The following is a 22818-nucleotide window of genomic DNA, read 5'->3' on the forward strand; positions in this document are numbered from 1 at the left end:
TTTGATTGAGCATTGAATTTCTACATGGTTTGTTTGAATGGATACCAGCGATTATACGGGACCATCAAAACGGCATTCCTGATTGAGGAAACTCGCTTGTTACTTTGCAGGCAGAACATTGATTGTTCAATAAGAATGAAGGTTGGATATGCAAACTGAAGTGATTATTCTGAGATGCCCTGAGTGTGAAACGGAAGTTGGGCACACGGTGTACCACAATGGCTTTCGGGCAGCTGCAACGTCGATTGGCCCATCAATTATTGAATGTCCTCAATGTGCATTTCAGGTAGAAACCGGTCAGAAGGAATGGGCTCAGTTCGGATTGGTCAGAAAAAGCTGGTATGTGATTTCGCGGTTGTTCTGGCTGTTTGTTGCATCCATATTTGTATGCGGTGGATTTGCAGCTTTATTCAACAGGCTCGCACTCGATCAAGGCTGGATTGTCAAAGAACAGTCTAACTTATTGATGTTGAAAACCTACATCATCGCAACTTTGGTGCTGAGTTGTCTTTTTATTCGCAGATCATGGAAAGAAATACACGACTCGCTTCAACGTTATCATGCAGTTGATCCAAAATAAAGGACGCACTTGATCGCATATGTATTCGTAATAGCGATTATTTCCTGATGCTTCATGTTTGTTCCGAAAGTTGGGGAATCTCTTCTTTATTGCTGACATCCCCCCGATTGGGCTAATAGGTTTGTCTCCTGATCCGGAATGCTCTATGTTTATGGACTGAAAAGGCTGGCAGTCATTTTCGCTCAGTGAACTGTACCGCGATTTGTGATCATTCTTGGAAAGTCTGGCCTGATGTTATTACCTCTATTCAGTCGTTTTGCTGCTCTTAGTTTCCTCCGCTCCTTAGGACTGATGCTCTTTCTTCTCTCGCTACTCTCTCAATTACTGCAGGCTCAGGACAAGCTGGATCATCGGAAGCTAACTCACTATTTGAATGATGAGGGGGAAGCGGTTCCAATTCGTTCAACTGACGATTGGGAGAAACGGCGAGCCGATGTTTTGCAGAACATGCAGCAGGTTACGGGAACGCATCCCGGGCGACGGACAAATCTCCTTTTGCAGGTTCATGTTCTCGAAGAAGTTGTAGAGAAAGCATATCGTCGTCAAACGATTACCATCGACTCTGGAGACGGTGATCGTATCCCGGCATTGCTTTATATCCCTAACACTGCGAATCCGAATCAAAAGAGGCCTGGCATTGTTGCCCTGCATCCTACTGGTGCTGCGGGGAAACTTATTGTGGATGGATCAACTGAGCGGGAAAACCGTCAATATGCTCGCGAACTTGCCGAGCGGGGCTACGTCGTTGTCGCGCCAGACTACATTACATTCGGAGATTATGAATACAATTTTGAGACGGATAAATACCAATCCGGGACGATGAAAGGGATCGTGAATCATCAGCGATGTCTTGACCTGCTCCAGTCGATGCCGGAAGTTGATGCGGATCGTCTTGGAGTGATTGGTCACTCTCTGGGTGGTCACAACGCGATTTTTCTGGCTGTCTTCGACAATCGAGTCAAAGTTATTGTATCGAGCTGCGGCTGGACTCCCTTTCACGATTATTATGAAGGAAAACTGGCCGGCTGGACCAGTGATCGTTACATGCCCCTCATTCGCGAACAGTATGAGTTGGACCCGGACCAGGTTCCGTTTGATTTTCCCGAACTGATCGCAGTGCTGGCGCCCCGTCCTTTTTTATCAATCTCCCCGCTCCATGACAGCAACTTCGAAGTCTCAGGTGTTCGTCAGGGAATTCAAAATGCTCGACCAGTTTATGAGTTGTATCAGGCCTCCGAACAGTTGAGACTTTTGACGCCAGACTGTGCCCACGATTTCCCCCTGGAACTCCGCGAAGCGGCTTATCAATTTATTGATGAGGAGTTGAAGCTGGACCCAAAATGAAAAGTTGAATCGAATGGTCGATCGGACGGTTAAAACAAGTTGATGCGGAATGAACCATTAATCCACTTTCAGCGAATTCAGCTCGATTCATGCTTGTCTGGCCCAATTGTAGTCTTTCTGGTTGCGAAAGCCGTTCAGATGAATCGTTCCATTCGGTTCGATGTCGATAATCGAATAGCCGTTACTTTCAGTACCAGAGCCCTCGACCATTGCGACCATCGTACAATAGTGAATACCGCCGATTTCATTGAGGTCGTTCTGATGGCTGTGTCCTTGAAAGACGGCTAAGACTTTGCTGGAGGATTCGAGAATTTTTCTCACGGCGGCATTGTTCTTGACGCCGTGATTATTGTTTACGTCCAGCCGTTGATGTGCGAAGACTATAACCTGCTTGTCCGTCGCATTGAGATCAGCCTTCAGCCATTCCAGTTCAGCGGCTGGGATATTGGCATCAGTCCACTGAAAATTTTTCCGGGCGTAGGGCACGCCATCACTGCGGAAACAGGAGTCCAGCACGACGAAGTGGAAGCCGTCGCGATCAAACGAATAGTAGGACTTCTCCTGGCCAACTTCTCCGAGAAACTCTTCCTTCTTCAGTGTGTCCACACAATGGTTACCTAAGACGTAATGACGATTTTTACAAATAGCCGAGAATTCTCGGTTCACCGTCTTGAGATAATTTAGCTCGACATCGACTGAACTGGCTGCATCGATCAAATCACCGAGTTCTACAATAAAATCCGGTTGATCCTGCTGAAACTGATTTGAGGCTTCTTCAAGCTTATGGAGAGTCTCTCGATAATGTCGTGATCCCCCGGGTGGTTTATCCGCATAATGCAGATCTGTCACGAGTCCGAATCGCAGGCGTTTTGCATTCTCTTCTGCATGCAACAATTGACTTGGATTTAGAGAAGCTGCTGTCAGTACAAGTGCCCCGTTCTTGAGGAATGCTCGTCTTCCAGGTTGAGTAGGATGTTTATCTTTGCTCATTGTGTCTCCTCAAATTATTTTGATTTCAATATGTAGCCGGTTTCTTCATCGGGGAGTGCCGTCTGGACACTTCCACTACACCCCTTCTCTTTCTCGCATCGTCCACTTGCGACAAGCAATCGTCCGCCTGAGAGTCCTTCGATTCCTAACGAGCAGTTCAATTTGTGTCGTCCAAGTAGCTTAAAATCGGCATCGGTGACGAGTAATATTTTCGGATCTCCATAGCAGCCAAACCACCAGCGGTTATGCGCGAAGGTTGCGGTTTGAATCCCAAGAAAGGTCTGACCGCTTTTAACAATATGCTTTTTCTGGAATTGAAATTTGCTGTCGTATTCGTATACGTAATTCACTTCAACATCACCAGGTAATCCTCCGACAACGAAAAAGTGCCCATTGCGGAAACCGATCCCCCCTGCCCCGTGAAAGACTTCCTGCGTTTCATATCTGGCGAGTTCTTCCAGAGTATCCGCGTTGTAAACGTATACCCAGGAATCGGCATTGCCTTTGGGATCGTTGAATTTGCCAAGGTTCACAGCGACATAAAGTTTATCGTCATGGAAGCAGAGATCTCCGTGATGATTGGCAACGGGAATTTTATGTTGCAGTTTTCCTGCCATGTCTGTTTTCACGAGAGTTGTTGTAAAAGACCAGTACATCGCTTTTTCGTCCGTGCAGACTCCCTGCAAATGGTGTGGATAAGTTCCTTCACAATCAATCGTGAACCAGTTGGCTTGCAACTGAGAGGTTATAACTGGTGTCTCAGCGTTGACCATCGCAGTTGTTGTTAACATGCAGAGCATTACCGGCCAGATTGACTTTGGGGACATGATTTTCCTTTAGCGAAAGCTCAAAATTCGTTTTTGTAGTTTAAGATTGTAATTGTTCATAGTTCTAATCTTACTGCAAGTGGACAGAACCTGAAGCTCTGCGATCAAGCGAAACCTTCGCGAACTATTAACCGATGATTTACGTATTGAGACGTCTTGTTGAGGAAACCAAATGCAGAAATTGCTAAGATAAACAACCCTCGATCTAAATCTCAAATTGAACTTATTGAGATAAAAGCTATCAGTTCAGAAATCTGATCTATTACTGGAATAAAAAATGAAAACACTTCTTTTTCTCGCATTTTTACTCACCGCTTCGACCGTTCAAGGCGAGCCCACCAACGCGAAAGAAGCTGCAGAAAAGGAGGCAGCAGCCAATCAACTGATCGATGAACAGTACGCTGCTCTCGTCGCGACACTTTCACCAGCAGAGCAAGCCTGGGAGCAAGTCCTGCAGGAAAATCTTGGCAGCTTCTATTTGCCAATTCATAAGCGTCAAAAAGTAGCGGGACGTTCCAATGCCTGGGATTTCGTCGATGATGATCCGAAACTCCCCCGTGTACTACTTATTGGAGATTCGGTTTCACGTGGCTATACACAAAGCGTTCGTAAGGCTTTGGCAGGTAAGGCGAATGTTCATCGTGCTCCAGCAAACTGCGGTCCGACTGCGACGGGCTTGAAGAAGATGGACGTCTGGCTGGGCGATGGCAATTGGGATGTCATCCACTTTAACTTTGGAATTCATGACCGAAATACTCCGATTACTGAGTACAGTGAGCGTCTGGAACAGCTTGTTGAACGAATGCAGAAGACCGGTGCGAAAATCATTTGGGCCAGCACGACTCCAATCCCCGATGACGAATCGAAAAAACAAACCGCACAGTCAATCGTCGATCGAAACGAGGCAGCTGCTCAGATTATGGCCAAACACGGTGTCGCGACTGACGACCTCTTCACCCTAATCACACCTCATCTGGAGGAAATGCAGAACCCCAATGACGTTCATTTCAATAGTGCAGGCTACGAGTTTCTCGGACAACGCGTGGGAGAGGCGATTTTGAAAGCTTTGAAATAAGTTCAATCATATCGCAAATATCAAGATGTCCCAATTTATTGCAATAGTCGCCTACCGTTGTCTCATCAATTGTATTTCGGACAAATCACTCGATATTCAAGTTCAGTGGTTTAACGTAAATAACATTGATGAGGTGTTCGTCAGCAGATTTGGCAAGCCCCAATCTGTTGTTACATGAACGATAATGGTGAAACCGTTTCCTGGGAGCTAGCAGAAGTCTTTGCCATTGAGCCATTTGTACCAAAAATTTCGGGAGAAGAAATTGTCGGGTTTATTGCCTCAACAGAGGAACTCAGTGATCTTGCTTAAATCTGTTGAGGAACAATTGAGTTTAAAATCAGTTCTCAAAAAATAAGGCAAGATGGAATCGCGATGATCCCATCTTGCCTGTGAGAGTTTGATGCTAATCATAAATACTCAAACAAATCGTTAGTTCTTAGCCAGAGGCTTTGATTCTTTTTGCTGAGATTGTTCCAGATCGAATCGATCAAGATTCATGACCTTATCCCAGACGGCAACGAAGTCTTTGACGAATTTCTTCTTGGCGTCCTTGCTGGCATAAACTTCTGAGATGGCTCGAAGTTGGGAGTTTGAGCCGAATACGAGATCGACAGAACTGGCTGTCCATTTGACTTTGTCTGTTTTGCGATCGCGTCCTTCGTAGAAATGCTCGCACATGGGTGAGATCTGCCATTGGGTGTCCATGTCCAGCAGATTGACGAAGAAATCGTTGGTCAATGTTCCTGGTTTATCTGTAAAGACACCAAGCTTCGCGATTGGGCCACCACCTGCGTTAGTTCCCAGTACTCGCATTCCGCCGACAAGAACTGTCATTTCTGGAGCTGTCAGCGTGAGCAGATTTGCTCGATCGACCAGCAACTCCTCCAGAGGCCTGTGATATTCGCGATTGTGATCGAGATAGTTACGGAAGCCATCTGCGGTGGGTTCCAGGGGAGCGAAGGCCTCGACGTCAGTCATCTCCTGAGTGGCGTCGGTACGCCCGGGAGTGAATGGAACCACAATCTCATGACCGGCATTCTTGGCAGCTTTCTCAACAGCTGCGCATCCACCCAGAACAATGATATCTGCAAGGGAAACTTTTTTATTGCCGGACTGTGAGCTATTGAAATCCTTTTGGACCTTTTCCAGCACATTTAAGATTTGTGCCAGTTCTTTTGGCTGATTGACCGCCCAGTCTTTCTGCGGTGCAAGGCGAATGCGGGCCCCGTTCGCTCCACCACGCATATCAGAACCGCGGAAGGTTGAAGCTGATTCCCAGGCTGTCGAAACTAACTGGGAAACGGTCAGGTCTGTATCAAGAATACTTGCTTTAAGGTCAACGATATCCTGTTCGTCGATCATTTCATAATTGGCAACCGGGACGGGGTCTTGCCACAACTGTGGTTCCGGAACGAGCGGGCCGAGGCATCGTGAGTAAGGGCCCATGTCGCGGTGAGTCAGTTTGTACCATGCCTTGGCAAAAGCTTTTTGGAACTGGTCCGGGTTTTCGTGGAATCGCTTTGAGATTTTGGCATAAGCCGGGTCCATCTTCAGTGCGATGTCTGTTGTAAACATCATCGGTGCGTGAGTCTTTGAGGGATCGTGAGCATCGGGCACGGTCCCTTGTGCAGACTTATCTTTTGGAGTCCACTGATTCGCTCCAGCCGGGCTTTTCGTTAATTCCCATTCGTAACCAAACAGGTTGTCGAAGTAACCATTGGACCACTGAATTGGATTTGTGGACCAGGCTCCTTCCAGGCCGCTGGTAATCGTATCACCAGCGTTGCCAGTTCCAAAAGTATTTTTCCAGCCGAGACCTTGTTCGACCAGACCGGCTCCTTCAGGGGCAGGTCCGACATTTCCTTCCGGGCTGGCGGCTCCATGAGCTTTCCCGAAAGTGTGTCCACCCGCAATCAAAGCCACGGTTTCTTCATCATTCATGGCCATGCTGCCAAAGGTTTCTCGAATGGCGATCGCAGCAGCCATTGGATCCGGCTTGCCCTTGGGGCCTTCAGGATTGACATAAATTAACCCCATCTGGGTCGCAGCGAGTGGATTTTCGAGTTTTCCATCGACTTCATATCGCTTGTCTCCCAGCCAGGTACTTTCAGGTCCCCAATAAACATCCTTTTGTGGCTCCCAGACATCTTCTCGACCGCCGGCGAATCCAAATGTTTCAAATCCCATCGATTCCAAAGCGCAAGTGCCTGTCAAGACCATCAGATCAGCCCAGGAGATTTTACGTCCATATTTTTGCTTAATCGGCCAGAGTAATCGGCGGGCTTTGTCCAGGTTGGCATTGTCGGGCCAACTGTTCAGTGGAGCGAACCGTTGTGTGCCATCGGCAGCACCACCACGACCATCAGTAACTCGATACGTACCCGCACTGTGCCAGGCCATACGAATGAAGAATGGCCCGTAGTGACCATAGTCTGCTGGCCACCAGTCCTGGGATGTTGTCATTAAGTTCTTGATATCTTTCTTAACTGCATCAAGGTCCAGTTTCTGGAATTCCTCGGCGTAATTGAAATGGTCCCCCATTGGGTTGCTCTTGGCGGAATTCTGATGAAGAATGTCCAGATTGAGCATGTTTGGCCACCAGTCGCCATTCGACATTGTTCCGGCAGCTGTAATCCTTTGAGATGGTGGCTGGATAGTTCCCATCACAGGGCACTGACTGATATCCTGGCTGGTCCCAGGCTGTTTCGCGGTTTCTTCAGCAAATGCCGACGCTGAAATGCATAGCACCGCACAGCTCGACATAGCTCGAATAAAGTAAGACTTGGTGTTCATGATCTCTCCTGAGTAAAGTGAAATTCGCCGCAGACGATCCGATTCTGATCGTTGTATCAACAGATTATCAGTTGAACCATAAAAATAGTCCAATGCATTCCAAGGATTATAGCTATGCGTATTGTGCATAGCTGGGATGGAGTACTGTTGTGGAAAAAAGCATTCACTGAATTGACCTGCGTACCTTCAATACCACACACTTTAGAACTCACATAACGATTCGACGATATTTTCAGTGAAAGACAATACGATAAATGAGAAAAAATATTTTCGTCAGCCTGTTTGCATTCTTCATATTTTCGCAATTTCTCGAAACCAATGTGCTGGCTGAGCAGCAACCGAATATTCTATTTTTCTTTGCCGATGATCAGCGAAATCATACTTTGGGGTGTGCAGGACATCCTGTTGTGCAAACACCTAACATCGATCGGCTTGCCGACAATGGCGTGCGATTTGAAAATGCATTCGTAACGACATCGACATGCTGGGTCAGTCGCGCGTGCTTATTCACGGGATGTTACGAGCGAAAACATCTTTATCGCGTCAAGCCTGGGCCTTTGAATCCGCAATTGTGTGAGACCTCCTATTTCAGCGTGCTGAAAAAAGCTGGCTATCGAACCGGGCATATCGGTAAAGAACATGTCCAGTTAGACAAACAATCGGCAACTCAAATGTTCGATGTGCGACGAGTACTCGGACGTAATCCTTACTTCAAAGAACAGCCGGATGGCAGTTTGCGACACGAGACTCAAATTCTCGGAGACTGGGGAACTGAATTTTTGCAGGAGCAGCCGGACAATCAACCATTCTGTCTCACAATCAGTTTCAATGCGACCCATGCTGAAGATCGCGATAAGCGGCCGGGGATTGGACATTACCCGTGGCCTAAAGTCATGGATGGGAAATATGAAAATCAGATGATGCCTCTACCCCGATTGAACGATCCGGCGATTTATGAATCGCAGCCAGACTTTTTGAAAGAGTCGATCAATCGTCAAAGATACTTCTGGCGTTGGGACACGCCCGAAAAATATCAAACGAACATGCGTGCCTACTTTCGTATGTTAAGTGGGATTGATCATGTCGTTGGACGTCTTGTTAAGCAGCTTGAAGAACAAGGTCTGGCCGACAATACAATCATTATTTACTCCGCCGATAATGGCTATTACCTGGGTGATCGTGGTTTTGCTGGGAAGTGGACTCATTATGAGGAATCGCTACGAGTCCCGATGATCGTGTACGATCCCCGTCTGCCTGAAAACAAACGAGGTCAGGTCCGTTCCGAAATGGTTCTCAATAGCGATCTGGCATCGACCTTTATTGAATTCTCAGGAAACGAAACACCCGCATCGCATACCGGTCGCAGTCTTGTACCTTTGATTCAAGGAGAAAAAACCAATGACTGGCGAACGGATTTTCTCTGTGAGTTTCTGGCAGTCCCCAAAACCATTCCAAAGTGGGAAGGTGTCCGCGATAATAATTGGGTTTATGCTCGATACTATGTCGAGAGATCCGAAGGTGAACCCTACGAATTTCTGCACGATTTGAAAGCCGATCCCGATGAGCTCAAAAATATTGCGAAAATTCCTGTCGATGAGATGTCTGAGTCTCAGAAAAAAGCTTTGAAAACACTGCGAAATCGCTGTGATGAACTGATTGCTCAGAATGGCCCGTCGATGAAAGAGTTAATGCGAAGGGATGAGAAGAAGAAAAATTGATTGAGTCAGATTAAGCAAAGCTGGTCCATCAATTTGATATGCACAATAAAAACAGCCGGAGCATTTGCCCCGGCTGTTTAATTTTCTTTAAGCAGATGAGCAGACTTGGACGTCAGCTCCTATTGTGTGCTTACATATTGATTTCAAATCCCTTGCGGTTTTCTCGTGCCAGGAATGAATTTGCCTGTTCGTCTCCGACGACTTCTCGCTTAGCGGGATCCCATTTGAGCTCCCGGCCTAAACGCATGGCAATGTTAGAAAGGTGGCAGATTTCCAGCATGCGGTTGTGAGACCAGACATCGGAAATCGGCTGCTTGCGGGAGTGCATCGCTTCGATGAAGTTGGCGGTGTGGTTTTCACTGACGGGGCCGCCGTAGACTTCTTCGATGGCGCCTTCAGGCAGAGGATTCTCTTTGAGATCTTCAACCGGTGTTCCCGTAATTTTGCCACGGTTGACGAAAAATCGACCTTCGGTCCCTTCGAACAGAATTCCGTTATCCCCTTCACTGGTGATAATCATCTCGACATCGTTTGGCATGTCGACCTGAATTTTGAACTTCGTAGCCGTGTTGTATTGATCGTGGACGACGGGATATCCGTCCTTGTATTCAACAGGCAACGTGTATTCAAGTGGAGCGATCCGGCTTGGTCCTGTTTCTGTGGCGCCGAGTGCCCAGCAGGCGATATCGACATGATGGGCGCCCCAGTCAGTCAGTTTTCCGCCAGAATATTCATGCCAGTTTCGGAATGAATAGTGGCAGTTGCTATAAAGAGGAACTCCCCCACCGTAACCTTTTCGCATTTCTGGAAGGGCCCGATAAGGAACTTCGGCAGCTGGTCCGAGCCAGAAGTCATAGTCAAGCTCTTTTGGAACGGCAACTGCAGGGATCACTGGTGATCCTGACATTCCGCCAATCCCACAGGTCACTTTCTTGACGGTTCCAATCCGCCCATTCTTAACTAAAGCGACGGCCTGCAAAAATCGCTGGCCAGATTCACTTCGCTGCATTGTGCCGACCTGAAACACACGGCCAGTTTCTTTAACGACCTTCTCAATCAGCTTACCTTCGTCGATAGTCAGCGTGAGTGGCTTTTCGCAATAAACATCTTTGCCTGCATACATCGCTTCGACGGAAATCTTGGTATGCCAGTGATCTGGCGTCGCAATCATAACGGCATCAATATCTTTGCGATCGAGAACCTTACGGTAATCGCTATAGGCATCTGGTCTCTTCTTTTGAGCCTTATCTGCCTTTTCGATATTTTCACCCAACACGTTCTCATCAACATCGGCCAGAGCCGCGAAATCAGCGAATTTGAATGACTTATTGGTGATGCCCCAACCCTGGTTTCTTAGACCAATTGTTGCAAAGACAGGGCGTTCATTTGGAGATTCATACCCCATGGCTCGGTTTGTGTTCGGCAACACAATACCAGCGGCACCTGCAGCTGCCATTCCCTGAAGAAACTGGCGACGTGATTGTTGGGAAATTGTCATCTAAAAAAATCCTTTGAATGTATTTGAGTTATGGTAATGGAGCCAGTATTTCTAGATGCTGAGCCACATTATCCTGTTTCTGACGCTAAGAGATTAAGTCGATGGAATGCGATAATGCATTACATCAACAAGGAAACTCTCTTTTATGTATACTATGAGACCAACTTTTGGGTTCTGATGCAATTATGAGGATGTGAAAATCTGAATCAGGAGAGGATCTCGTGGATCACATGGCCGTGGACATCGGTCAGGCGGCGGTCGACACCATCGTGGCGAACGGTCAGCTTTGTATGATCGATGCCGAGTTGATGCAGGATGGTCGCATGGATGTCGTAAACCTGTGTCGGATTCAACCGGTCGAGTGGTTTATAGCCCCATTGATCAGACTCACCATGAGAAATTCCGCCCTGAATCCCCCCGCCGCAAAGCCAATTAGTGAAGACATAAGGATTGTGGTCCCTGCCCTTTCCTGCCTGACTGCTGGGCATACGTCCGAATTCGGTTGTCCACAACACAATTGTATCTTCTAGCAATCCTCGTTGTTTCAGATCCTTGATTAAGGCAGCAGTACCAACCGCCATACCATGGGCTAAAGGGCCGTGGTCCCGGGCGATATCTTCATGGCTATCCCAGTTTCGTCGGGGGAAGCCGTTGTCGTTGCCAGACCAGATCTGTACAAAACGGACACCGCGTTCGAGGAGACGCCGGGCTGTCAGGCATTTTCGACCAAAATACTCAGCTTCTTCGGGAGGGTTTATTTCCGAAGGATAAGTGGCCCCCATGCGATCGAGCCCATACATTTTTAGAATGTGTTCAGGCTCGCCGGAAATATCCATCGCTTCCGGGGCACTCAACTGCATCGCTGCTGCCAACTCATAAGCGCGTATCCGGGCATCAAGACGGGAATCTCCGGGACGTTGTTCCTGATAACCGCGATTGAGGCGATTTAGCATTGCCAGACCTGCGGCATCGCTGTCCTGAGTTGCGAAGTCGGCCTGAGGCATCAGATCTTCAATCGGATTCTCCCGCTGTGGAAAAATGGACGTTCCCTGAGCACTGGCGGGTAGAAAAGCCGAGCCCCAATTCTTGGGACCGTTACTCGCAAAACCACGATGATCCGGTAAGACGACAAACGTCGGCAGATTTTCATTGATCGAGCCAAGCCCATAACTAACCCAGGCTCCCATGCCGGGAAAACCTGGTCTCTGAAATCCTGTGGCCTGCAGATAGGTCGCTTGAGAATGCACGCCTGTCTTGCCAATCATGTTGTGAATAAAAGCAATGTCATCAACACACTCCCCCATCGGTTTGACGACATCACTGAGCATCTTGCCCGTCTGGCCATAAGGCGCGAACTCGAATGGAGACTTCATCCAAGGTCCTAGTCCGTTTTGAAATGTTTCCACATTTTCACCGAAATCGGAAGCTTCGCCATGATGCTTTTCGAGGAACGGTTTATGATCCCAAAGATCGACATGACTGGCGGCTCCAGCCATAAAGAGTTGCACAACCCGTTTTGCTTTCGGCGGATGATGCAAAACCTGAACGGCTCCTGGAGACGCGGCACAATTATCCTCTTGCAGCATGGCAGCCAGCGCCAGGGCACCAAAACCGCTACCGGCTTGTGTCAGAAATTCACGACGATCGGTCATTGAAATCAGTCCAGATAAACAAATTCACTGAGGTTAAAGAGATAACGGCACATGTTATTGAGTCCGTACTGACTCGCAAACTTGACGAGTTCTTCACGTTCGACTTGAGTGGACTCTCGCTGGGTCGTCAGTTGAATCGCCAGATTGACCTGCTCCTCTAAAGAATCTGAACTCTGCTGAAGTCTTTGAGCAAATCTCTCGGACATCACCAGATTGAATTGATTGTTCAACAGGGAAAGGGCCTGGAGGGAAGTCAATGTCTCAATTCGTTTCGGAGTACTCTGAGAGGAGTCTGCACAATCGAGTGTTGTCATCCACGGATTGGGTTGTGATCGCACGATGAAGCGATAGATACTGCGTCGATGCGATTTCGGATCAGTCGGGTCAAACTTGCGATATTCGTAATGCGGGGAATGTTGAGGATGCTCCAGCTCAAAGAGATAAAACCCGGGCCCCCCCATCGACTTATCCAAAGCCCCGCTGACGGCTAGAATCGAATCTCGGATTTCTTCCGCTTCGAGGCGTCGTCTGTTCATTCTCCACAAATACTGATTACTGCCATCAATCGCTGCGTTTGTTTCATTGTGCTCAGATGATTGCCGATAAACACTGCTGGTCACGATGAGACGATGCAGTGCTTTTAGAGATTGCTCACCATCGCGGAATTCACAAGCGAGCCAGTCGAGTAATTCTGGATGAGTTGGTGGAATTCCCATATGTCCAAAATCATTTGGTGTGGCAACAATTCCCTGGCCGAAATGGTACTGCCAGATCCGATTGACGATCGATCTCCACACCAGAGGATGCTCAGATTGTGTCAACCACCGAGCCAGTTCTGCCCGACGCTCTGCCTCGGAAAGTGAGTTGTCAATTTGCCAGTCATCATCTGCCTGGAGTGGCAAAACACCTGGCCCCATTTTCTCCGCAGGCGTTTGCACATCCCCGCGTAGCAATAGGTTGACAGTACGGGGTTGACCCTTTGTCGGTTTGAAATTTCCTTGCGGATTGAAGTGTGTGGCAGCTGCGTAAACCATGGATCCTTTGGGGAGTTTCTCCAAAGCTGCTTTAGTATTAGCAATTGTTTTCTTCAAGGTCTCACGACGAGTGACACGCTCTGGTGTTTCAATCTCTGTCAAAATTCCATTGCGCTCTGCTTCTAATTTCTGCAACTGCGAAGCAATTGCGGGACTGCCCCCCTTGGCCCATTTGCCATCAATCAGGTTTGCTTTCTGCCACCGTGGTGGTGCTTCGATGGAATCGAGAGCCGTCACGAGTGCCTCGGCTGCAAGGTTTGAATCATCAATGCCAGAGACCTGGACTTCGGCTAATGCGAAGATGAAGTCATCCTTCCGCTCGGCCAGTTTAGTCGCTGTAATCCGAACTCGCCGGACGAGATCAACTTGGCAACTCAGTTCAATCGGACTCAGACCCGGATTAGGTAAGTCCACCTGAGTGTAGTCGGCAATGGTTTGCCACTCGTGTTGATCAGCAGAGTTCTCATCAGCAGTCACTTCAACTTTGAAGCGTAGTGGAAATCCAAAACCGGCTCCGATCCCCGCATACTCATCATGGCAGGGGTGCAGCACAATCTGCGATACCTCGGCAGCCTGTGGGAGTGCAATTTCAACCCATTTGGTGGTGTCGGCAGCGGCGACGATTGAACTGTGATATCCGAATTCTGAATCTTTGGTGACTTTTTGCTCGGCTTGCAGATTTGCGATTTGTGTCTTCAGTTCGGCGAGACGTGTTCCTCCCGCATCATCAATCTCTTTTTGCAGCTTCTTAAGTTCTGCATCCGATGTTTTCACCAGTGATTCGAGTTGACGCCGTTCCGATTCGATTTCTGGATCCAGGTCGTAAGGTCGCTCTGCTCGATCCACAGCAGCGAACACCGACTGGAGTCCGTAGTAATGCTGCTGAGTGAAGGGATCGAACTTATGATGATGACATCTGGCGCATTGAATCGTGACACTGCAGAACGTATTCAACGTATTGCTGACCATGTCGTCCCGGTCGAGGTTCCGTGCTACTTTGCCGTCAATCTTTGCTTCAGAAACTTCAACATGCCCGATGAAGTCCCAGGGACCAGCTGCGATGAAGCCGAGTCCGAGAATTCCATCCGGTTCGCCGGGGAACAGCACATCCCCTGCGACCTGTTCCTGAACGAAACGCGAGTAAGGTTTGTCCTCATTAAGTGAACGGATCACATAGTCCCGGTAAGGCCATGCGTTTGGCCTAAGTTTATCTTTGTCATAGCCGCATGTGTCGGCATATTTGACGACATCCAACCAGTGCCGTGCCCAGCGTTCTCCGTAATGTTTTGACGCGAGAAGTCGATCAACCAGCTTTTCATAGGCTTGAGGATCTTGATTGTTAACAAAGGCTTCCGTTTCTTCCGGCGTGGGTGGCAAGCCGATCAGGTCAAATGTTAAGCGACGGATCAAAGTCCGACGGTCCGCTTCAGCAGAGTGAGTAAGACCTTGCTCCTGGAGTCGTTTCAGGATAAAGGCGTCGACGGGAGTTTTGACCCAGGGATCTTCAACGACAGGGACCTCTGCCTTTGCGACGGGTTGAAATGACCACCAGTCGAAGTCACTGACTTGCGGCTCATGGAGATGCAAATCCTCGGGCCATTTCGCACCGGCTGAGATCCAGTCTTTAAGCAGTTGAATCTCTTCATCAGTCAAAGGAGCGGCATCTTTGGGCATCTCCGCTTTGCCGTTCTCGGGAGTGATCAGATCGATGAGATAACTCGACTCGATATCCCCCGCTTCGATGTAACCGCCAGCAAATGCAGACTCAGCCGACTGCATCGAAAACTCTCCGGCATTCTGTTGATCGTTATGACAGGTGACACAACGACGTTCGAGAATTGGTGCGATCTGATCCCTAAAGACATCCTCAGCCTGAATATTCAGTGGTGTCAATAAAAGCAGGAAGACTAACGTCGAAATATATTGTTTCTTCATTTGATTCATGAAGACCCCTGACGATTTAAAATCAACTCGTGAAACTCAATAAAACGATATACTCAGGATACATCGAATTTATATGACATTAAAGGTCAAAGATATGAGAATGCACTGCTTTCAAGTTTTCTTCCGCCATTAAGTCTGTCCTTTTATTCCTCAATTGACCTGAAATAGAGATTCAGGGATGAATATGATAGTTATGGCATTGCAGACAATTATCGCCCGCTAATTGTTTTTGATGGCAATTCGCACAATTCTGTTTGCTGGGAGAGATCAGGCCGAGTGTGGAATGATAATTATTATCTGAATGCGGCATACCGTCGGTTTGAGAGAAGGCTGGATTAACAAATTGTGGGTCGGCTGGATTAAGTGGATGACAGGATTGGCAATCTTGGATCCTGCTCGGATTTTGCTCCGACGATTGAGTTTGCGAACTGATGAATGTGAGATGGGGACCGTGTGAGAAAAAGGTGAACTCCCTTTTCGATTTCATTTCATGAGAAGATTCCCAGTTAATCGCGAAGGAACCGTCTGACGTTTTATCGAACGTATGACACTTCATACAACGCCCTGTCGCCCCTGGGGTCACACGTTCTTGAAACATTCGCATGAAAAGATTCTGTGAATACGACGAAGTGTTCTTTTCATGCTCAGCTGCTTGACTGGCTAGTAAATCGAGCCAGGTTTTCAGCAAACGGTCTTCGTGTTCACTGGCACGATAAATTAATGCGGATCGACTTTTAACGATTGCCCAATTCCCGATGACTTCTTCATCGGTTACAGGATTCTCTGAATTTCGAATGGTCTGGTATCGCGCTATCGCCTGGAAAAACAGGGATGAATTCAATGCTTCAACACAATCTTGTATCTGTTGTGGATTTGTGTTGGGCGGGCAGATTATCTGCAACCGACGTAAGACGGCTGCTGACTTAGTTGTATTCAACTCTTGAATCAATCGATTCCAATTCGCAACGATGATAGTGCGGACTTGATTGAGTTGATCAGTTTCTTGTTCATTCGTGCCCTGTGAAAGCGACTGCAAAACCTGTACAGAAGACTCATCAGCTGCAAGCATCATTTCCAGAAAGAGGGGGACTTCAAAGCCGAGTATTTTGCTAAGTGGTGAGAGTTGAGTTGTGGCAATCTTTGAAGGCATTTCATTGATCTCTGGAATCGATTTGAGAAACTCGAAATGATCGAGCCGCATTGGGCTGGGCATGTTGAAGTCTCGAATCTGAGAGTCATGGCAGGAGCCGCACATCTGTTTGTAACTGGCCAGATCGAGTGTCGCTCGATTCGAAGAGAGTGTGTGACAATCACTACAGTTATTCTGCGGAATCCCGTTTGGCATTAAGCGTTCATAGTTCTGGAAATGATGCTTCAAATGTGTCACATGATCGAAATGGATCCCTGCCCGTGAAGGAGGTTTGATTTCGGGATGTCCACTTGCAAAGGAGTGAAACGTTTGTTGGTGACAGCTTTGACACTGTGCATTGGTCAGTTTTGTAAGATCGTGCGAATTTCCATGATGTTCCTGATGGCACGTTGCACACGCCAGTTCACCGGCATCGGTCGTTTCATGAGAAGTCAACATACGAGCCAGACTCTGACGGATTGTGTGTTGCGGTTCAACAGATTTGCTCTTTAAATAAGTCGTCAGTGCAATAGTTGTTTCGCGAGGAAGGCTATGGGCCATTAAAGCGTGTTTGCCGAAGTCATCGTGACAATCAATGCATTTCTGGCTTTCCTGAATTCCATGATTTCCACCAAGTGCGAAGCCAAGTAAATTCTCTGGAGATTGCGAAGCGGCTGTATGGCAGGCCTGACAACCGCTTTCAATGGCCGCGTGTGAAGATGACAATGGACCTGGGGAGATGACAGATGAAGTATTCAAAACATTATGAATTGATCCACGACCGCTGCCGCCGAGGATGATAAGGCAAAAACCAAGTGAAATTGCGATTGTCAGTCCGGTGAGCAGTCGGCGCTTACTTCGCAGACTTCGCACTGGCTGGCAAGAAGTGGGAATGTGTGGGCACGTTGCATTTTTATCAGGACACGGACTTGCCGGTATTGGTCCTTCATGACATTTCCCTCCGAAAGCGTTTGGTCGAATGCAATGCCATGTGTTTCCATCGAAATAAGGAGAACAGATTTTCTGGACGCAGCATTCGCCTTTCGCATTCGGGCCAATTTCACAAGGATGGCCTTCTGCTAAATGGCCACAATTCCATTTACATTCAGGGTGTTGGTATTTGGCGGTATTGAACAGTTCCCATGATCTTTTCCGACTCATGAAAGCCCTCCCGACCAGGCATGCACGAGTAAACTGTGGAAAAACATGAAAATGAGTAACGAGTATGTTGCCGGGATATGTATGAATAACCAGACTTTGAGAGCACCCTGCATAACATATTGAGCATCGAGTTGATATTTGCGCTTCAATAGCTTTTCGATTTCATTCATTATCTGCTGTTCATCTTCATTCATGTAACGACGATGATCAGTGACTGCCTGCAAGACAATTCGCCAGCGTCTGCTGGAGTTTCCCAGTAAATGTGAAAGAACAGCCGGGCGTCCTACAACGAATGCGCGAAGGTTATCGCGGTAGAACTCTGGGATTTCTGTCTGACCAGAATTTGAGCTGCAGTTGAGTGACAGGATTTCAATTTGATCATGCAGTTTTCGTCTCAAAACGGGGATGTATTCAAAGAAAACCTCATCTCCCAGATTCGACAATCGACTGGGATATGTTCTTGTCATGTACAATCCAATGATTCCACTAAAGAAGACGAGCAGGTAATTGAGTGCCAGTATGCTTTCGAACATGCCTGTTGGAACATTGAACTGGAGATGAATTGCAAAGACAAGAGCAGTCAATAATCCGCAATAAATATGAAACTGCATCCAGAGTGAGGAACTTCCGAGTGGAAGTGAGGGTAACTTTTTTCGGAGATTATACAGAGACAGATACACGATCATAACGGACAGCGTCCATCCAGATATGTAAGAACCTGATAATGTTGTCTTTTTGATAATCCAGACCAGCATGATTGCAGCAGCAATCAGCAGGGTAAAAACGAGACTGAGTGTGCGGCGAATCGTAAAAGACTTCATCGTTTGAACCATTGAGCAGCCGTTTCATAACTTCCGAGATCGAGTCGGACCAAGGCATCGTGCGGGCAGGCGTTCTGACAGGCAGGTCCGGTGATCTGATCGGAACATAAATCGCATTTGGTTGCTTTTTCAATTGGCTGCCACTCTGGATCCAGTGGTGTCAATTTACGGACAACCTGGGTTCCATCCGCCTGACGTTTTGTTGTCTGAGTTGGGTAAATGAGGTTTCCATTTTGATCTCGTATCTGCACCATCCGGATGGCATCGTAAGGGCAATTGTTTGCACAGGCACCGCAGCCGATACAGGTCAGATCGTTCACAATGACCTCGCCTGCCAGAGAATTACGATGAATGGCGCCTGTGGGACACTGAATCATACAAACCGGATCGGCACAATGCATGCAGGCATTGGCGATCATGTATTTATCATGCACTGGCCCCTGCCTTAAGAAGCGGGGATTCTGATCGTGAGTGGCTGCACAGGCGCGGACACAGTCGTCACAGCGAGTACAACGATCCAAGTCAATTACCATCGTCGCTGAGCCGTTGACGAATCGTCTTTCCACCAGAAATTCCATCAGCCCATTGTCCAAATGGGTAGTATTCTGCGGAGTGTTCGATCCCTTCAGACCTGAATAAGTTGTTTTATTTTTTTGGCGATCAAACAACTCTTCGAGAACGGCCAATTCAAAGATCGCACTGGGGATAAAAACAACAGTGACATAACCAACTGCTCGCAGGGAATGATGTAAGTGTGTCGGTTTGCCATCCCGCCAGCTTTCAACAACCTCGGCAACACCGAAAGCGTGCCCCGGTGTGAGGTAGCTGATAGTTCGATGGCCATTGTTATATCGATGGCTGACTCGGGCAATCCCGCTACGAATAATATAGATACCTTCGACATAATCACCTTCTCGAGCAATGAGAGGCTCATGAGCCAGATTGGAAGCCGTTCCATGCTCGACCAGACTGAGGAACGAATCGACTTGATCGTATTTTCCATATGTTCTGAGTTCGGCATGATTAAATACATGCTGCGAGAGTGATCTTTTACGTTCGTGATCCTCCTCAGTGGCATTTTCGTCGATTGACAAGTGCTCGAAGTACGACGAATTCTTCAAAAACGAATATAAGCCGTAGGCACGAAATCGCATGTCGATTTGCGTTTTGAGCCAGGGAGCTTTATTCATCAAATCGCGTATTCCCTGCCAGCGAACCTCGAGGATTTCGCAGTCTCCATCGGCAAAAACCGTCGCCGATCGTTCGAGGCGGCCCAGTGCAGACTGTTCCCCAAAAAAATCGATGGCATCGATTCGCGTGGTCTTATGGCAATCGACAATATGATTGAAGTCCTGGAGATAAATTCGAGATGATTTCGAATTTTCTGAATAGGCTTGCGGTGCGTATGAAGCGAGATCACGCTGTTCGATTTCAGGGGATCGATTGAAGCACTGCTTGAGAATTTCCAGCACACTTTTTCGTTTTCTTTGTGGCTGCCCAAGCAATTCGGGAGGAATACTGTTTTGGGCTCGCTCGATAACGACTCTGACAGAACCGGAAAGGAGGAAAAAAGCTGAATTGCCCCATTCCCCTTCGCGAATAATGATTTCTCCTTCTTTGCAATTCATCAAACGGGAATCGTTTTTCAGAATGCCTGCAAGCGGTAATCGGTCATTGAAGTTTTCCGGATCGATCATCCCTTGGGAAAACAGCGGCATTTGCAAGAGATATTCAACATTTTCGTCAGTCATCTCATCGCAAAAGGGAATTCCCCAGCGTTCCAGACGATTGATTTTCACTTCACTCATTCCGCTCGATTTCCTTTCCGGATTCCCTTCGTTTTGCGTCTCCGAAATTTACGGTTGCAGGACATCCCCAACGGGATTACCGGTATCTTCAAAAAAGACATCGAGTGCTTCGAGCTTCGAGCCATTTCCCAAGGCAGCCATGAACTGGTTGGCGGCTTCAGAAATCACGCGTGCGGAATCTGCGGCAGCTGCACGCGTTGGCTCATCCAGATCATCGAATTTTTCAAACTCTTCGAGTACGATTGTTAACGATTCGACAGCTTCTTCATTCAACGGAGGGACAACGGAATCATCCGGTTCCAGCAAGACTTCAACATACTCATCCAGAAAGTCGGCACCATCCTCGACGATTCCGATCAGGTCATCTGCATAGCGATTCTCAAACGCTTCTTCATTTGGCAGGTTTGCCAGATAATTGAAGGCAACTTCCATGCGGGCGAGTTGTTCGACAATCATGTAAACACGTTGGCGCTGAGTGGGAGATAAACCCCGACGCAAAGTATCCAACGTAGGAGCCTTGGCATTATTCCTTTGATTGAGGTGGAAATTATGACGAACTTCTCCACTCAAATAGGGAATGAGTTCAAATTTATCGAAACTGACAGGATGGCCAATTTCTTCACTGATCAACTCGGGATCACCAATCAGATGACAGCTCATACATTGTTTGGCCATCAGGTATTGCCTTCCAGGACGGACCATGCCCGCTTGATCACAAAAGTCGATACGGCTTTGGAAATGCTGAGAAGTTTCCTGTTCTAAGCGAGTCGTGTTAGGTCCGTAAACGGCATGACGATTCAACCAGCCCCCTTCACCGCCGGAAGCTCCGTGACAAGACTCGCAGGAGGTTCCTGTTTCAACAAACTTTCGACCGAAACGCTGCTCTTTAGGAGCCGTATGACATTGATAACATCGGTCGAGTGAACCATGCTTTTCAAAATATCTTTTGGCGATGGTATCTTTATTCAACTCAAAGCGATTAACGGTATTGTTGAAATGTTCCGTCGAAAGCCAGGATGCAAACTCGGAGCGATGGCAGTCCAGGCAGGCACGAGCACCCAGAAATAATGAACGATCATTTGAGCGATGATATTCCTTGCGGACTTCAGTTGAAACTGACTTGATGGTTGAGGGCTGATTGTCATCAGCACCATGCAGGTTCATCCAACCTGTGAAAATAAACAACAGGCTTCCACAACAGAAAACTGAAATCATCCTGATATTATTACCCAAGAATTTCCTTACGGCCACCTGAGACTCCCAGTCTTGAGAATACTGTCCGAATACCTTCGATCCATTTTCACCTATGGTGTATAAGGAGTTCCTTTGGGCTTGTCGAGATCATCGACCAACTTGTCCAATTTCGCAAGGTCGTCTGCATCTGCATCCTCGGCAAAAGACTTTACAATATCTGAGAGTTGATTGGCGGCAGCTTTTGCTCCGGGTTGATCTTCAAACTTACGACCAAGATCGATCTTTTTGACAGCTTTCAAAGCAGCTTTGATCTGATCGTTATCGACCGCTTCTCCAATTTCCTCATCGAGATATTCGTAAGCGTCTTCTGCTCGACCAGCCCATCCGCGACGTCCAGCATAGCTTTCGTTGAGATTAGCGGCATCTATGGAAGCCAGATTTCGCAGACAGATTTCCAGTTCCACAATTTTCCCAATGACCAGTAATTTACGTTTCCGTTGTGCGGTTGTAGTACCGTATCGAGCCATGAGCAATGACGGTGAATCTGCATTAACTGACTGATCGACCTGGAAGTTGTGGCGAACTTCTCCCTGCATCCAGGGAATCAGGTCGAAACTGCTTTGTCCTGTTTTATGTCCAGCCGCCAGAAGTTTTTCGTCTGCAATGATATGACAGGAGTAACAGTTTTTGGCCAGAATATTGGCATCGGCCGGGCGGACCATACCAGCTGCTTTGCATTTGGCGAGTCGTTCTTTGAGATGCTCCTCGGTTTCGTCTTCTCGCTTAACATCTTTTCCACCGTAATCGGAGTGGATTTTAAACCATCCCTCATCACCGCCAGCGGGAGAGTGACACGATTCACAGGAAACACCAACCGCTCCCGCAAATTTAGCGGTCTCTGTGTGTGGAGTTGAGTGGCAGTTTTGACAGACCTTTGTATTTCCGTAGGCGGCTGCAATTTTCTTACCAGAACTGGAATCGATTCGCTCAAAATTCTTGGCATGCATAGAAGCCGACCAGGCTGCATGTTCCGATTTGTGACATTCTTTACAGGATTCCGCACCCATAACTTTTGCGGGATCGGTAATGAGATGACCTGTTGAACTGCGAACCGGATCTGGTGAATCCGTTTCATCATCCGAAACGGCCAATGTCGCACTGCTCCAAATCATGAGCAGCATTCCTCCGAACCAGAGTAGGTTTCTCGATGAACGAAATGGCTGAGTGGTGGACATGAATGGTTTCCATTT

16 protein-coding genes are annotated in these 22818 nt (G+C 47.7%); 5 read left to right on the forward strand and 11 right to left on the reverse strand.

Translation table 11 applies throughout. The features are described 5' to 3' along the window. The first annotated feature begins 148 nt into the window (after positions 1 to 148). Together Pan54_RS09915 and Pan54_RS09920 are read left to right on the forward strand one after the other, a co-directional pair. On the forward strand, positions 149 to 580 hold the full coding sequence (locus Pan54_RS09915; RefSeq protein ID WP_146503338.1) for a hypothetical protein: 432 nt from the start codon (positions 149 to 151) through the stop codon (positions 578 to 580). Between the two features lie 231 nt (positions 581 to 811). After that, complete coding sequence (locus tag Pan54_RS09920; RefSeq protein ID WP_146503339.1) at positions 812 to 1924, forward strand: alpha/beta hydrolase family protein; 1113 nt, start codon at positions 812 to 814, stop codon at positions 1922 to 1924. An 87-nt stretch (positions 1925 to 2011) separates the two neighbouring features. On the opposite strand, the gene Pan54_RS09925 is transcribed toward Pan54_RS09920, so the two are convergent. Beyond that, positions 2012 to 2914: a metallophosphoesterase family protein gene (locus Pan54_RS09925; RefSeq protein WP_146503340.1), complete on the reverse strand. Its 903-nt coding sequence runs from the start codon at positions 2912 to 2914 to the stop codon at positions 2012 to 2014. Between the two features lie 14 nt (positions 2915 to 2928). Beyond that, a complete protein-coding gene (locus Pan54_RS09930; protein WP_207310095.1) occupies positions 2929 to 3741 on the reverse strand; it encodes a hypothetical protein in 813 nt (270 codons plus the stop codon). A gap of 277 nt (positions 3742 to 4018) precedes the next feature. On the opposite strand from Pan54_RS09930, the gene Pan54_RS09935 reads away from it, so the two are divergent. Next, positions 4019 to 4816, forward strand: a complete 798-nt coding sequence (locus Pan54_RS09935) for an SGNH/GDSL hydrolase family protein (protein ID WP_207310096.1) — start codon at positions 4019 to 4021, stop codon at positions 4814 to 4816. 174 nt (positions 4817 to 4990) lie between these two features. Continuing rightward, on the forward strand, positions 4991 to 5125 hold the full coding sequence (locus Pan54_RS26555) for a hypothetical protein (protein WP_261343174.1): 135 nt from the start codon (positions 4991 to 4993) through the stop codon (positions 5123 to 5125). A 120-nt stretch (positions 5126 to 5245) separates the two neighbouring features. On the opposite strand, the gene katG is transcribed toward Pan54_RS26555, so the two are convergent. Further along, entirely contained in the window at positions 5246 to 7609 is a 2364-nt protein-coding gene (gene katG, locus Pan54_RS09940) for a catalase/peroxidase HPI (RefSeq protein ID WP_146503341.1), read from the reverse strand. Positions 7610 to 7863: 254 nt separating this feature from the next. On the opposite strand from katG, the gene Pan54_RS09945 reads away from it, so the two are divergent. Next, positions 7864 to 9327, forward strand: coding sequence for a sulfatase family protein (locus Pan54_RS09945; protein ID WP_146503342.1), 1464 nt, complete (start codon positions 7864 to 7866; stop codon positions 9325 to 9327). Between the two features lie 130 nt (positions 9328 to 9457). Here the strand turns inward: Pan54_RS09945 and Pan54_RS09950 are convergent, their stop codons facing one another. From Pan54_RS09950 to Pan54_RS09985, 8 genes are all read right to left on the reverse strand, one after another. Then, positions 9458 to 10825, reverse strand: a complete 1368-nt coding sequence (locus tag Pan54_RS09950; protein WP_146503343.1) for a Gfo/Idh/MocA family protein — start codon at positions 10823 to 10825, stop codon at positions 9458 to 9460. Positions 10826 to 11031: 206 nt separating this feature from the next. Next, the gene (locus Pan54_RS09955; RefSeq protein WP_146503344.1) at positions 11032 to 12477 is read right to left on the reverse strand and encodes a DUF1501 domain-containing protein; all 1446 of its coding nucleotides are present in this window, start codon (positions 12475 to 12477) and stop codon (positions 11032 to 11034) included. A gap of 5 nt (positions 12478 to 12482) precedes the next feature. Further along, positions 12483 to 15455, reverse strand: coding sequence for a PSD1 and planctomycete cytochrome C domain-containing protein (locus Pan54_RS09960; RefSeq protein WP_207310097.1), 2973 nt, complete (start codon positions 15453 to 15455; stop codon positions 12483 to 12485). A 172-nt stretch (positions 15456 to 15627) separates the two neighbouring features. Continuing rightward, positions 15628 to 17343: a hypothetical protein gene (locus Pan54_RS09965; RefSeq protein WP_146503345.1), complete on the reverse strand. Its 1716-nt coding sequence runs from the start codon at positions 17341 to 17343 to the stop codon at positions 15628 to 15630. 398 nt (positions 17344 to 17741) lie between these two features. Beyond that, complete coding sequence (locus Pan54_RS09970; protein WP_165441694.1) at positions 17742 to 18566, reverse strand: hypothetical protein; 825 nt, start codon at positions 18564 to 18566, stop codon at positions 17742 to 17744. Further along, entirely contained in the window at positions 18563 to 20374 is a 1812-nt protein-coding gene (locus Pan54_RS09975) for a cyclic nucleotide-binding domain-containing protein (protein ID WP_146503347.1), read from the reverse strand. The genes Pan54_RS09970 and Pan54_RS09975 overlap by 4 nt, the downstream gene beginning before the upstream one ends. A 48-nt stretch (positions 20375 to 20422) precedes the next feature. Further along, a complete protein-coding gene (locus Pan54_RS09980) occupies positions 20423 to 21559 on the reverse strand; it encodes a multiheme c-type cytochrome (RefSeq protein WP_165441695.1) in 1137 nt (378 codons plus the stop codon). A gap of 119 nt (positions 21560 to 21678) precedes the next feature. Next, positions 21679 to 22740: a multiheme c-type cytochrome gene (locus Pan54_RS09985; RefSeq protein ID WP_165441696.1), complete on the reverse strand. Its 1062-nt coding sequence runs from the start codon at positions 22738 to 22740 to the stop codon at positions 21679 to 21681. Positions 22741 to 22818: the final 78 nt, after the last annotated feature.

The organism is Rubinisphaera italica, assembly GCF_007859715.1.
GTDB classification, from domain to species: domain Bacteria; phylum Planctomycetota; class Planctomycetia; order Planctomycetales; family Planctomycetaceae; genus Rubinisphaera; species Rubinisphaera italica.

Bases quoted from the DNA above. Each gene is read 5' to 3' on its own strand.
- Pan54_RS09915 (WP_146503338.1), top strand. From the start codon at position 149: ATGCAAACTGAAGTGATTATTCTGAGATGCCCTGAGTGTGAAACGGAA.
- Pan54_RS09920 (WP_146503339.1), top strand. From the start codon at position 812: ATGTTATTACCTCTATTCAGTCGTTTTGCTGCTCTTAGTTTCCTCCGC.
- Pan54_RS09925 (WP_146503340.1), bottom strand. From the start codon at position 2,914: ATGAGCAAAGATAAACATCCTACTCAACCTGGAAGACGAGCATTCCTC.
- Pan54_RS09930 (WP_207310095.1), bottom strand. From the start codon at position 3,741: ATGTCCCCAAAGTCAATCTGGCCGGTAATGCTCTGCATGTTAACAACA.
- Pan54_RS09935 (WP_207310096.1), top strand. From the start codon at position 4,019: ATGAAAACACTTCTTTTTCTCGCATTTTTACTCACCGCTTCGACCGTT.
- Pan54_RS26555 (WP_261343174.1), top strand. From the start codon at position 4,991: ATGAACGATAATGGTGAAACCGTTTCCTGGGAGCTAGCAGAAGTCTTT.
- katG (WP_146503341.1), bottom strand. From the start codon at position 7,609: ATGAACACCAAGTCTTACTTTATTCGAGCTATGTCGAGCTGTGCGGTG.
- Pan54_RS09945 (WP_146503342.1), top strand. From the start codon at position 7,864: ATGAGAAAAAATATTTTCGTCAGCCTGTTTGCATTCTTCATATTTTCG.
- Pan54_RS09950 (WP_146503343.1), bottom strand. From the start codon at position 10,825: ATGACAATTTCCCAACAATCACGTCGCCAGTTTCTTCAGGGAATGGCA.
- Pan54_RS09955 (WP_146503344.1), bottom strand. From the start codon at position 12,477: ATGACCGATCGTCGTGAATTTCTGACACAAGCCGGTAGCGGTTTTGGT.
- Pan54_RS09960 (WP_207310097.1), bottom strand. From the start codon at position 15,455: ATGAATCAAATGAAGAAACAATATATTTCGACGTTAGTCTTCCTGCTT.
- Pan54_RS09970 (WP_165441694.1), bottom strand. From the start codon at position 18,566: ATGAAGTCTTTTACGATTCGCCGCACACTCAGTCTCGTTTTTACCCTG.
- Pan54_RS09975 (WP_146503347.1), bottom strand. From the start codon at position 20,374: ATGAGTGAAGTGAAAATCAATCGTCTGGAACGCTGGGGAATTCCCTTT.
- Pan54_RS09985 (WP_165441696.1), bottom strand. From the start codon at position 22,740: ATGATTTGGAGCAGTGCGACATTGGCCGTTTCGGATGATGAAACGGAT.